This is a genomic window from Vibrio sp. 10N.261.46.E11, from assembly GCF_041472735.1.
Taxonomy (GTDB): domain Bacteria; phylum Pseudomonadota; class Gammaproteobacteria; order Enterobacterales; family Vibrionaceae; genus Vibrio.
Window position 1 is genome coordinate 45,902 of record NZ_JBFRQW010000050.1, and the last position, 13,959, is coordinate 59,860.

General features: G+C 44.1%; 8 protein-coding genes. All 8 read right to left on the bottom strand.

Annotation, left to right across the window (positions count from 1 at the left end):
* Positions 1-2 precede the first annotated feature (2 nt).
* The 8 genes from AB4407_RS16070 to AB4407_RS16105 all read right to left on the bottom strand — a co-directional run bounded on the left by AB4407_RS16070 (position 3) and on the right by AB4407_RS16105 (position 13,955).
* The gene (locus tag AB4407_RS16070; protein WP_123295137.1) at positions 3-815 is read right to left on the bottom strand and encodes a carbon-nitrogen hydrolase family protein; all 813 of its coding nucleotides are present in this window, start codon (positions 813-815) and stop codon (positions 3-5) included.
* A 74-nt stretch (positions 816-889) separates the two neighbouring features.
* Positions 890-4,762 (bottom strand): YhdP family protein, encoded by a 3,873-nt coding sequence (locus AB4407_RS16075; protein WP_372121264.1) that lies wholly within the window; start codon positions 4,760-4,762, stop codon positions 890-892.
* 10 nt (positions 4,763-4,772) lie between these two features.
* A complete protein-coding gene (rng, locus tag AB4407_RS16080) occupies positions 4,773-6,242 on the bottom strand; it encodes a ribonuclease G (protein WP_372121265.1) in 1,470 nt (489 codons plus the stop codon).
* A 20-nt stretch (positions 6,243-6,262) separates the two neighbouring features.
* Entirely contained in the window at positions 6,263-6,928 is a 666-nt protein-coding gene (locus AB4407_RS16085; RefSeq protein ID WP_372121266.1) for a nucleoside triphosphate pyrophosphatase, read from the bottom strand.
* 7 nt (positions 6,929-6,935) lie between these two features.
* The gene (gene mreD, locus AB4407_RS16090) at positions 6,936-7,424 is read right to left on the bottom strand and encodes a rod shape-determining protein MreD (RefSeq protein WP_372121267.1); all 489 of its coding nucleotides are present in this window, start codon (positions 7,422-7,424) and stop codon (positions 6,936-6,938) included.
* Positions 7,414-8,301, bottom strand: a complete 888-nt coding sequence (gene mreC, locus AB4407_RS16095) for a rod shape-determining protein MreC (RefSeq protein WP_372121268.1) — start codon at positions 8,299-8,301, stop codon at positions 7,414-7,416. Before mreC ends, mreD begins: the two co-directional genes overlap by 11 nt.
* A 94-nt stretch (positions 8,302-8,395) precedes the next feature.
* Positions 8,396-9,439, bottom strand: coding sequence for a rod shape-determining protein (locus tag AB4407_RS16100; protein WP_004735928.1), 1,044 nt, complete (start codon positions 9,437-9,439; stop codon positions 8,396-8,398).
* Positions 9,440-9,590: 151 nt separating this feature from the next.
* Entirely contained in the window at positions 9,591-13,955 is a 4,365-nt protein-coding gene (locus AB4407_RS16105) for a DUF6701 domain-containing protein (protein ID WP_372121269.1), read from the bottom strand.
* Positions 13,956-13,959: the final 4 nt, after the last annotated feature.

Here is a 13,959-nt window from a genome sequence, read left to right on the forward strand (position 1 = left end):
AATTAAAATTGATTGGTAAATCGAGAGTGTTGCGCGATGGGCATATTTTGCCTGATTGATTCGCAACTGGACGTATCTATCTCAACCACCATACTTTTAGGATCTTGGTCTAACTGTGCGACCACTCTTCCCCAGGGATCAACCACCATAGAGTGTCCCCATGTTTCTCTTTGACAAGGATGTTTTCCGCCTTGTCCTACCGCAACGATCCAAGATTGTGTTTCGATCGCACGGCATCTTAATAGTGCTTCCCAATGCGCCTGTCCGGTTACTGCAGTAAATGCTGCCGGTACAACCATAATTTGCGCACCTTGTTTCCGTAACTCGGAATATAAATGTGGAAAGCGCACATCATAACAAATACTCAAACCTAAGCGACCAAAAGGCGTTTCCGCTGTCACAACTTGGTCACCCGGTGTGAAAATATCCGACTCTCGATAGCACTTATGGGCATCGGCGACATCTACGTCAAACATGTGTAGCTTGTCGTAATGAGCCACTAAACTGCCAAAATCGTCAATCACCAAGGTTGTGGTAGTCACGCCTTTAGCTGTGCTTATCGGCATACTACCAATAACGATCCAAATTCGGTGAAGCTTTGCTAGCTCAGAGATTTTCTTTTGCAGTGGGCCATCATTTAGAGGCTCTGCATACTGGTGATAGTCGGCTTTACTGCCAAAGACTAACGCATTTTCAGGACACACAACCCACTTAGCCCCCGACTCTTTGCACTTTGCTACCTCTTGAACAAGGTACTCAAAGTTCAGTTCAGGGCTAGGGCCAGATGTCATTTGAATCAACCCAACACAATCCATGTGTATCGCTCCTCCATTCATTATGATTCAGAAATCAGCATTTCACCGTATATTCGCTGACTAGGATATAAGGCCTATTCGGCTAACTTCCTGAGTTTCTCTGGTAGCTGGAACTCACCGGAGCTACGAGAAAGCTCACTCACCGTAGGTGAATCAAGCGGCCCTTTCACTGAGTAGTTAACCTGAGTAAAGACTTCCACAACGGGTGAAATCACTGTAGTCACCGCCAATACGTACAATGCAGTTTGAGGGGTTACCGCAAACGCCGTTAATACTGGAATACCCGAGGTAATATCTGGGGTGAAGTTCACTTCAGCATCGACCTCGCGTGTATTGAGGTTGGCGATACCTTTGATTTTCATCTCACCGGCAACCGCATCCATGTTTAAGTCATTAGTCAGAAAGATACCATTTTGGATCTCGCCTGTTCCTGTGATGCTGTTGAATGCCATGCCATTATCAAATACGTCCGAGAAGTCGAGCTGCATCTTACGGATAATCGAATCTAGGCTAAACAGCCCCAGTAATCGAGCTGCGCCACTCACATCCGAGATAACACCTTTACCAAACTGGGTTTTAACGTTGCCATCAAGGGTATCCATTTTGATCCCCCAAGGCGAACCATCCCAATTCAATTGACCTTCTAACTCAAAGGGCGCTTTTTGAATCCCGGAAGTAATACCGAAGCGTTCCATTAACTCGCTGTTATTTTCACCTTCAACATCAACCGTTAGCGCGGAATGACTCTTGTCACCGTCCAGTTCCCACCAACCGCTTACATCCGCTTTGTTGCCACCGCTTCGAACCTGAATCTTATTCCACTCAATGCGATCTTCCTGCCTAGTCATCTCAACATCGACCTTGCCAACCTTGTACCCTTGCAACCAAAAGTCGTTCAGGGTCAGCGTCAAATTCGGCATCGCATCATGGATCTTTCTATCTAACTCAGAGATCAATGGCGCTTCTTGTGGTATGCGTTGCAGTAATTGCTCTTGCTTGTCTTTGTCGCTCCATTCAGGAACAAACAAGTGCAGGCGATCCAGTGAAACCGTTAAGTCATAAGGAGGCAAGTAATTGATATCCCCTTCTAGCTCTTGACTAGAGACTTCCATTTGCCACGCTTTTTTGTTCTTTCGAGCGCTAAAGTCGACATCATTCCAAGCAATACCACCTAAAATCAGTTCCTTACTTTCGAAGGTGATGCGACTTGGGGCTGGGATAGTTGGGGTGTTCATCTGACTAAGAACAGCATCCGATGCCTGCACTGGCTCCATGACTACTGACAGCCAGTCATCGGCATTGAACTTATCGGTACGAATCAAGGCATGGTGCCCTACCACTGGGCTAATTTTATAGCCACCACGACCAAGGACTAAATTGGTCGCCGTTAATTCAGGAACATCGCCGGAAATATCAATCTCAGCTTGGTATTTAGTGCTCGGCAATTGCAGACGCGCGGTAATCGATTCTTGATTGCCCGAGGCTTGTAGCCTTGCCGAACCACTTTCTAATGACTTTTTGGCTAATGGGTATGGGTAATCACTCGCTAAGTATTTGAGGTCTGACTGTAAGTCGAGTTGGTAAGTAAAACCAATATCATTAAGTTGAATATCGATCTGGCTTTGCCATTGCGCATGACCCGACAAACGGCTTAACCACTGCTCTCCGACATAAGGCTTTAGAGGATTGACGTCCCAATCACCTAACACATCAAGATCCACTGCATAGCCAGGTCCATCATTAAGACCTTTAAAGTCAACCGAGATACCTTGATTAAGCAAATCAGCAGCAAGACCACTTGCTGTCACGACATCATTATCAAATTCAATACGACCAGTGGTGTTCTCTAGTACCATTGGTGGAGCTTCAATCTCAACATGGTTACCACTCAGATCGGCATATCCCCACGCTCTAGGTTCTTGTTCAGAATCAAACGGAATATTAAGCTGGAACTCAGAAGAGACATCACCACTCACTTTAAGCGCGGTTAACGCAGCACCCACAGAATCTACGAGTGGCGAAGCCGTCATGTAATCTCGAACTGCATTACCGGACGCCGTTGCTTTAGCTTCAATTTCGATATGACCGCCTTCCCCTAAATAAGGAATACGACCAGTGATTCGATCTGCCGCCACATCCATCAATTGAGCGGAGCGAGAGTCTAAATACATCGCATCATTTTCAAATAACAGGTCAAGTTGAAGGTCAGTTATCAATGGCCACGCGGTATCGAAGCTGAACTTAGCGTCTTCTAAGCCAACCCAAACTTGGAAAATACCATCATGATTGGTGTACGGATATTGGGCTAATTCACCATGCCAGAGTAATTTAACGGTGTCGGCTTTACCCGCTTGAATTGCCGTTGAAAGGTAATCGGTTAAGTCTTGGCCAAGTGCTAACGTAGGTAAATAGCGCCATGTCTCACCGACATTATAAGCATCGGCTTCGCCGTAGAATGATAGAAATGGACTGGCATCCTTTGGGAAGTCCAAGCGAAATGCGCCTAGTACTTGTAAATCAGGCGTGGCTGCGGTGATTTTGTCCGACCACAGTTTCCAGCCGTTTTCATCTTGCTGCCAAACAATATCAACCTGACCTTGTTTGATATTCAGAGGCGCTTGGAAAACATCGCCATAGGGAAACACATCATCTATAACATGTAGGCTGGCTTTCGCTTCTGATGCAGAGCCAAACACACTACCGGACACTTGGCTAAAGCCTGGGACGAGTTCCCATTGTTCGATCGCCAAATCGGAAAAGTTCGCAGAGTAACGCAAGCTTTCAATTCCAGAGTCCATCGCAACGCGAATGTCTGAAACGATACCGCCCGGTGCCAATGCATTGATCATTTGGGTAGATTGCGAAGAATCTGGCATCAACTTAATCAACGGAGTAATGGTTTCAACATCAAGTTCAGAGACATTCAGCTCCCAAGGACCTTTGTTCCACTTAAATGCCACATCCAGTTCTGGCCAAGGCGTATCGTCAGTTCTCAAATTAAGTGAGTGACCATTTACTTGCCAACCATCATCAATGGGAGACAACTTAAAGACGCCAGATTCAAGCATCAAGTCATGCTTGCCATCTTCGTTCCAAGTCAGTTCTGAAGGTAATACCTCAACATAAGCGCTAACTGGCTTGCTATTTCGTAGCGTTAGCCAGCTATTCAAGCTCACCGTGCCCGTCTCAATTCCGGATTCTGCCTGCATATAACGAGTTAACCAAGGCATTACTGAGATACTATCCGCGCTGACATAAAACTCGCCCGTCATATCAGTTAAAGAACCACCATCAACAAAGTTAGCACTTACTGACAAAGAGTTGAGATTCGCGTCTTTAATACTTACTACACCCTCCGCAAGGTGATGTTTACCTGAGTTTTGCCATTTTAAAGTTTCGATATCAAGCTGACGTTCTTCACCAGAGATAGTGCGATATAAAAGAGAGGAATCTTTAGCGGTCACATCCACCAAAGTTTTTAGAAGTAAATTGTCCAGCTCCTGTATCACTCGCTTGGAAGAGCCGGGGTCTTTAGGTTCATCTTTACCGTTTTGCCCGGCAAATAGATCAATTGAGCGGATATCAAGAGACATTTGATTCATGACTAAGTCGGCCACAACCGGACGCATTTGCACGACCGATTGAATCAAGTCAAACTCAACTTCAACACGCTCAGCAGAGAAAGCCACATTCTCTGCGTTGGGAAGGCTAGCCTTAACACCTTGCAGAGCAATAGAGGGGTGAGTGTTACGCCAAAAACCACCCACATCTTGAATAGAAAACTCAAAATCGGAATGTTGGTTTACCCAAAGCTCAATTTCAGATTGATACTTATTTAAATTGGGTAAGGCTACACGCAGTGTAGTGACAGCAATGGCTAGTGTTACTAAGAGAGTAACCACTAACCATAGACATGTACGAAAAATCAGAGTAACGCTTGAACTCACAAAATATCCATTACATCATAACAACATCAAACTGCTCTTGTATGTACAGAGGCTCAGCCTGGATTTTAACTTGCTTACCAATAAACACTTCAAGCTCAGCAAGCGCATGAGATTCCTCGCCTTCTAACGCCTCGGCAACAGCAGCCGCCGCATAAACAACAAACTTATCGGCGTCATACGCGCGATTCACTCGTGTGATCTCTCGAAGAATTTCATAACAAACGGTTTCAACTGTCTTCACGCTACCGCGACCTTCACAAGCAGGGCAGCTAGAGCACAGAATATGCTCAATACTTTCACGAGTACGTTTACGAGTCATCTCGACCAGACCAAGTTGTGTGAAGCCATTAATGTTGGTTTTCACACGGTCTTTATCGAGCGCCGCTTCTAAAGAAGTTAGTACTCGCTTACGGTGTTCTTCAGACAGCATATCAATAAAATCGATAATGATGATGCCGCCTAAATTACGAAGGCGAAGCTGACGAGCAATAGCTTGTGTCGCTTCGACGTTAGTATTGAAAATCGTCTCTTCTAGATTACGACGACCAACAAAGGCACCAGTATTGATGTCGACGGTTGTCATCGCTTCTGTTTGGTCGATAATCAGATACCCACCAGACTTCAATTCGACTTTACGATCCAATGAACGTTGAATTTCGTTCTCGGTATCGTACATATCAAAGATAGGCTTATCACCTTCATACAACTCAAGCTTGTCTGTTAGCTCTGGCACGTATTCAGAAGTAAACTCTTTTAGGTTTTCATATTCAAGGCGAGAATCGACCTGAATCTTGCTTAGTTCTGTACCGACAAAATCACGTAAGATACGTTGGCTTAAGCACAACTCACCATACAAGCGAGTACGAGCTTTGTGCTTACCACGACGCTCTAACACCTTTAGCCATAATCGCTTCAAAAATGCGGCATCTTGAGCTAACTCATTTGAATCTGCGCCTTCTGCTGCCGTGCGGATAATAAAACCACCGTGCTCATCACAGTAACGAGACACGACTTTTTTAAGGCGGTTACGTTCTGACTCGCTTTCAATACGCTGGGAAACACCTACATGACTTGCTCCCGGCATAAACACCAAGTAACGAGATGGCAAGGTGATATCAGTCGTTAAACGAGCGCCTTTTGTTCCAAGAGGATCTTTAACAACCTGAACCACAATATCCTGACCTTGACGAACAAGCTCAGAAATATCACGTACCTGAAATTGCTTCTTTTCATTCTCAGCAACACATTCAGTGTGGGGGACAATATCAGAGGCGTGCAAAAAAGCTGCTTTATCAAGGCCAATATCCACAAATGCCGCCTGCATTCCAGGCAAAACACGGCTTACACGTCCTTTGTAGATATTTCCTACGATCCCGCGTCGAGCATCTCGTTCGACATGGATCTCTTGAAGAGCTCCCCCTTCAATCATGGCCACACGAGTCTCACTCGGGGTCACGTTCAGCAACAATTCAGCACTCATGGTGCACCTCAGATTAGTAATTATAAGAATTCTTGCAGTAGCTGGTCCGTTTCAAATAAAGGTAAGCCGACAACGGCGTAATAACTACCTTCGATTCGGGTAACAAAGCGTCCGCCCAAACCTTGGATCCCATAGCTACCGGCTTTATCGCATGGCTCCCCTGTTTGCCAGTATTGTTCTATTTCTTTTTCACTGAGGGGTTTAAACCATACGTCGGTAATAATGATTTCTGTCTTTTGTTTTTCTTCCGATACCACAGACACTGCCGTCATCACTTGGTGACGCTCATTCGCTAACTGAGTAAGCATGCGCTTAGAGTCAGCAAGGTCTATTGGCTTCTCGAGCACTTGCCCTTGGCTTACGACGACGGTGTCAGAGCCCAGAACCACTGTTTCAGATTCAAGAGAAATAGCATCAGAGCTAAGAGCTGCAATATCAGAACCAAGATCTACATTATCAGAACTAGGAACGACATGCTGTTTTTCATAAGGGTTATCTTTTAATAAAGACAACGCCGCTAAGGCTTTATCTAAAGATAATCGCTTAACGTACTCTTCGGCGGTTTCTTGGGCGTGTTTACACTCTTCGACATCAGTTACAAGGACAGAAAACTCATAACCGAGTTGAGATAGTAATTCTTTGCGGCGTGGCGAGCCGGATGCCAAAACTAAATTTTTCTTTTCCATCGTCACTCTACCTTACATGCCAATGGCGACGCACGCGTCTCATTAATAAAAACATCCAAGGCCAAAGTATACAGTTTATCAATGCGCTCCATAGCGATAATGGGTTGAAAACGACATCTTGGATCAAATATTCACCACAGAATATCAGCACCTCAAACAACACTGTTAAGGCTGCAATAATTATCGCTTGCTGCCATAGCGCCATATTTCGAATCACGAGGAAGTTCATTGCAATAATGTACATCACTATTGCCATCATCATGCCTCTAATACCGAGAGTCGAACCGATCAACAGGTCCCACAATAAGCCCAGCACTAGAGCACTACCAACGTTAACTCTGTAAGGTAACGCTAAAACCCAATAGCAAGTAACCAGTAGTAACCAAGATGGCCTGAATAGGTCTAAACTTCCCGGCCAAGGGATCGTTTGCAGAATAAGAGCTATCAAAAATGAGCAGCCAATTACGACTTTGCTTCTTAAAACGCTATTGGCCATCTTCGCCCTCTAATAATACTTGTTCGATACTAGATTGTTCTGCTTGCATCTGTTTATTTTCATCAGGCCACACGAGCAGCAAGTATCTGAGCTTATCAAATTCAACTACAGGTTCAGCTTTGATAACAGCGAACTCACGCTTCGGGTCATAATCAACGGCAGTAACATAAGCGACTGGATAACCTTCTGGGTATACACCACCGAGTCCAGATGTCACCAACAGATCTTCTTCTTGAATATCAGTACTGGTTGGAATGTGCTCTAACTGGATCTCATCAATCATGCCATTACCAGAAGCAATCACACGTATATCGTTACGAATAACCTGAACAGGAATTGCGTTGTTTGCATCAGTCAGTAGCAAAACACGACTATTATGAGCAGCAACGAAAGTGACTTGACCAACAATGCCTTTTTCGTTGATCACTGGCTGACCTTCATACACTCCATCAATCTGACCTTTGTCGATCACCACTTGATGTCGGTATGGTGAAGTATCCACCGCCATAACCTCTGTGACGACCTTCTTTTCATCACGGATAAACGGAGAGCCTAACAGCTTACGAAGGCGCTTATTTTCTTCTTGATATTGCTCAAGCAGAATCAACTCGCTCTTCAGTCGCAAGACTTCTCGTTTAATATTATGGTTGGATTCAATGAGCCCTTTGCGAGTACTAAAACGGTCGTATACGCCATCAAACATGGTGCGAGGCAAATTAGCGGCATACTGAATTGGTGCAACCATGCTGTTTAATAGATAGCGGACATTTGAGAATGCATCTAAACGACTATCAGCCAGCATAAGGCTGGCTGATAATGTTACAGCAAAAAACAGGCGCAATTGTAGAGAGGGACCTCTACCAAAAATTGGCTTCATTCTATATTTGGTCCTAGAGCTACATTTGATCCTATAGACAAGGTCCTAGGCTCTTTAGATAAAACGAGATAAGAAAAGAGCCTAACACTAGATACTATTCTTCGCTGAAAAGATCACCACCGTGCATGTCGATCATCTCTAGAGCTTTACCACCGCCTAGAGCAACACACGTTAATGGCTCTTCCGCCACAACAACAGGGATACCCGTTTCTTCAGTTAGTAGACGATCAAGGTCTTTAAGCAGTGCACCACCACCTGTCAGTACCATACCGTTTTCTGAGATATCAGAAGCTAGCTCTGGCGGACACTGTTCAAGTGCAACCATGACTGCAGATACGATGCCAGAGAGAGGCTCTTGAAGCGCTTCAAGGATTTCATTTGAGTTCAGGCTAAAGCTACGAGGAACACCTTCAGCAAGGTTACGACCACGTACTTCAATCTCATCGACTTCATCGCCTGGGTAAGCCGAACCGATTTCGTGTTTGATCTTTTCGGCAGTTGCTTCACCGATCAAGCTGCCGTAGTTACGACGAACGTAGTTGATGATCGCTTCATCAAAACGGTCACCACCGATACGTACAGAAGACGAGTAAACCACACCGTTTAGTGAGATAACGGCAACTTCAGTCGTACCACCACCGATATCAACCACCATTGAACCTGTTGGCTCAGATACACGTAGGCCTGCACCAATCGCAGCAGCCATAGGCTCATCGATTAGGTAAACCTCACGAGCACCAGCACCCAGTGCTGATTCACGGATTGCACGGCGCTCAACTTGCGTTGAACCACAAGGAACACAAACCAATACGCGAGGGCTTGGTTTAAGAACACTGTTGTCATGCACTTGCTTAATGAAGTGCTGAAGCATTTTTTCCGTTACGTAAAAGTCAGCAATTACGCCGTCTTTCATTGGGCGGATTGCTGAGATATTACCAGGCGTACGGCCAAGCATTTGCTTAGCAGCGTGACCAACCGCAGCGACACTCTTTGCAGAACCCGTACGATCTTGGCGGATTGCTACAACTGAAGGCTCATCAAGAACAATGCCTTGGCCTTTTACATATATAAGGGTATTGGCAGTACCTAAATCAATCGATAGGTCGTTTGAAAACATGCCACGAAGTTTTTTAAACATATTCTTCGCTCATCCTGCAAGAATTAGAAGACAAAAATTGCACTAAATGTACCAATGCCTTGCTGTCACGGCAAGGCATTGAAGTATAAACATGGACTGAAACCCACAATTTCTTACAGATTCCTAACTTAACAGCTAAAAAATCATATTATTACTGGCCTATTAAGCCATTTTCACCTCGGTAGATCACACGATCGTTACCGCGATGGATACCAAAGGTAACTACCGTTGAAGGATCTTCTTCACCGGCAACTTCCACCCGGTTCGGGTCTTGCCAGCGATAACGGAGCCAAGGGGCTGCATTTCCACCGCTGCTTAACTCCAACCAAACCTGTGTTTGCTGCCTAACCTCTGAATCTTCTGGAGCTGTTGGCACTTTAGCAACCCGCATAGAGTTAGACACGCCATTAACAACACCACCGCCCCCACTGAGCGCCACGTTAACGGCCGTTGAACCCGGTTCAACCCAGATGTCACGATTAGCACTTTCAATGTTTACACCTCGAATATTCGTTGTGTTATCACCGTCATGAGTGGCAAAATTCGCTCCGGACCAATGTTCAATACGGAATGGTATATTCATACCATCACCAACAACCCCACCAAGACTATCCATAACAGCACGACCAAACCGAACAATAGGTTGAACTGTTAACAATCTAGCATTCCGATTCGGCTGATAATCTATAGGGTCGCTATTACTACCCGCAGCATCAATAGAAATCTTCGAGTCTGTCCCTCCCACGGTATTGAATGGCCCATCCTCATAACCGTCAGCTGATGCTGCTTTTGCCCAACATAACTCGCTAGCACAGTTAGTAGAAGGAGAATCTTCATCTAAATTAAAGGTACCTATACTCTTGCCCGAGATGGAAGCCCAAGACTTACTCGGTGTTCCCGAGTGAAAACGACTGACAAAAGCAGGATTTGCTTCATACAAAGCAAAACTAGCGGTCATTTGGGGGGCAAAATATCCATAGTTCTTCACAGCAGAGGCTTGTGCGTTTAATGCTTCGACATTAAAGGTAACACCATCAAAAGGCTGATTCATGTATGCATAAGATTGATTGCCCGGATAATCCCACACCGCACTGTTCACTACTTGGAAATATTTAGGGTAGAAACGACCAACGGTTGTTTTATAACCCGGTACTGTCATTCCATTCAAATAATTCGGTTTTTCCGCCCAAAGTTTTATACTGCCCACTTCAGACCAAGATAAACTCTTATAGGCTGAGCCACTAAACCACATATCAACAGGGATAGGTTGTGGCGAGGACTCATCCCCACTACTTTTACCACCAACGCTTAATACACCATTATGACCATTACTTGGGCTGTCAAGTGCATAATTCACATATACAGTTTCATCATCAAAGCCTGAAACTGGAAGGTTCCGACATAAATCCCCCGAGAACGAACTGTCAATAAGACCATCATTATTACGATCAGCATTTGCATCCCAAGCAATCGCACTAACGGCTAAATAAGCGATGTCACCTGCGGCGATAAATGAAGCTCCTCCTGTTGAGCTACCGGAAGGGAATGGGGCATTTGGTACACCGGAGTTATCTTGGCAACTCACCAAAGCAAATGGTCTAACATACATATCAGTAGAACTCTGTAAGCCTTTCCAATTGGGAATAGGATTACTCGCGGGTTGCCAATTAGCATCTGCCAGATGGAGCTTTATATGACCAGCAGACCAGTATTGAGAAGTTAGTTTTGCAACACCATTTTGAAAGGCAATATTGTTAACTTTGGTTCCATTTAAAGGTGAACTGCCAACTTTGATGTTATACGAATTAAGAAATAGCTCGTTATTCCAACCACTATTGCCTTGAGTTATCTGCTCATAAGAAGCATGAAGCGATTTAGTTCCATCATAATCCGATATTTTCTGACAGGCCCTTGGGTTAGCCGCTCCTGATGCTACTGCAGTAACCTCGGTCTCAAAGTTTCGGTAAGCAACCTGCCCCTTTCCTCCATCAACTCTTTGTTTGTCTTCAATTTTAAATCCATAAGGTACAAATTGATAAGGTCCACCTGTTGCACTTATGTTACTTTTTCCTCGAATCGAAGCAGAAATTGAAACCGGAGACAGACCAATACTTGACAGTGATTTAGTGTAAGTTGCCGTCTGCCCAGCAACGAAATCATGAGTCAATGAAGTAGAGCAGGAGTTATCAGAATTTAACCAACATGCATCACCCGAACTATTATTTGGAATAGTCACATCAAGAGTACCTGTATAATTATTAACAGGTTGCTTGGTTATTTTATCGACCAACTTAAAGTTTATAGGGATACCAGCGCAAGCTAGCCCCGAGCTAGAGCCAGGAGTAATAACCAGCTCTGGCTCAGAAAAACATTGGCTTTCCCCAGTAATTTGAGATGTTCCACTCATATGAAGCTTACGAGCAGTGACGGATCCATACACATGAGAACTATTCGATAAAAGGACTTCCCCTTCGCTGTAAATCAGAGCTTTTACCTGTGATTGACTCGACAAATCCATTTTGCAGCCGTAAGCAGGGCAGACTTCTCCAGATGAACCTTTAGTAGGGTCATAGCCTACAATGACAAGGTTATCAGCATTACCTGAATTATTAATTCTTGAATTATTGGATAAACTAAAATATCGAGTATGAATAATCACCTTACCTTGAATATTCAAAGAAGAACTGTTGTTGATATCTAAAGAATTAAAATAATAACTCCCTGCAGTCAGCGTCACAGTTGACTGACCAATTGATAAACTCTTTTGCGAGAATGGGGTTAACGTTTTTGTGGTGTTCCAGATATCACTCCCTGAATTTGTTATCAGAAAGTCATCGAGTTTAGATTGCACGATTTGCTTCGCAGGATCGTTAGTACACGATATACCATCACATTTCGCAGCATTACTAAACAGAGCAGAGCCAAAGCCAACTTTTCTTTGCCCCCCTTCAAGTAGAGCATTGGTAATTTTAGAGTTGTTCGACATCTCAATCCTGCTACCTGACGGGTTTTTCCAACCTTGAACTGCAGAAGGAAAAGCCGAACAGTAGTCTTTCCTAAACTTTGGGAGCTTATTCACTTGAAAAGCAAAGTATCCGATCTTTTCGTCAGTATGAGACCGCCATCCCTTTGAACCACTCAAAGACAGGTCTTCATCAACAACAAGCCCTACTTGATAGTCATCATCCCCATCACGTTTCACGCTACAAAGCCTTAACCACCCCCCATGTCCTCCTTTACGTGTAATTTTACTCGCTACAATTCCGGGTAATGACTGATATTCATTTTCAAGATCATGCATATCATTACAAGATTTAAGAAGCGGCGTAGATGAGCCACTATCATCATCGAGAGAGATTCGACCAAATTCGTATTTAATTCCATTTGATGTTCCATCGTGCTCATCTGAAACCAAAAATGCTATTTTTTCAGTTTGGAAAGGTGGGTTGTTTGTATCCACACGAGTTAACTCTAAATAGAATTTAGCATTCGTTTCATTTACCTCATCAACACCGGCTGTTAGCCAGCGGCTTGTCGGGCTATTAACCTGAGCAAATACAACAGGGTCATCACCATCTATTCTATGAGAGCTAAACCTTGAATAAGGGACCAACTCCCATTTCGGGCTACTTCTTTTATCATGTGCTTGATACGCCTTAGTGTCGAGATAACCCGCTATTGCCTTATGTCCATCACTAAATGTTATGGTACCCGGTTCAACAACAAGGTAACTAATCGAGGACATTGGTTTAGAAGCAAGGTTGTAACTCGAGTCTTGAGGGGCTACTTCTTGATGGAATGTCGCTTGTGTTGAACTGATGTTTTTTATAGAAAGCGTCGCAGGCGCATCACTATCGGGATTGACAGGATCAATCGTTGGCATCAGAAACACCAACGGAGTGGTTCTGTAGGTTTTATTAAATGTGATAGTACAATCGGCAGATTTACAGTCGGCAGAATTTAAGCGACCAAACTCAAAGCGAGCGTCATCAAATTTTGTTACGGGTGGAGCAGGTAATGCTCCACAGTTACCACTACTAATACAGTACTTATTACGATCATTAAATTGCCTGCCGATTACATTTAATCTCAGTTTAGGATTCCATTTATTAACACCTGTTTTCTGAGTTAAGCTAATCGCGATAGGCGAGCCTTTAGTTACACCATCGACAGAGTAAGTAATCATACCTTTGATATGATAAGCATTAAGGTTAGAAGTTCGTGTAAATTTAACTTGGAAAGTTCTTTGCTTTCTTTCTGCTACGTAGTCTCTTTCATAAATATTAGAGCCATAGCCTCGGTAAGAAGTATCATCGGTCCAAATAGGGAAATAGTAACTCCCCTCCAAACGAACACGGTTGCTTCCATCTGAATCCATTTGAAAAGTAAAGCAAAACCCATTTCGAGCATCTACTTCTGTTCCTTTCGTTAAACATTGATTCGCCAATGCCTTGGTTTGAAAAAGTACACTGAAAAGAATAAAAAGTACGACGCTAATTCTACTAAGTAGGCGCATTTAT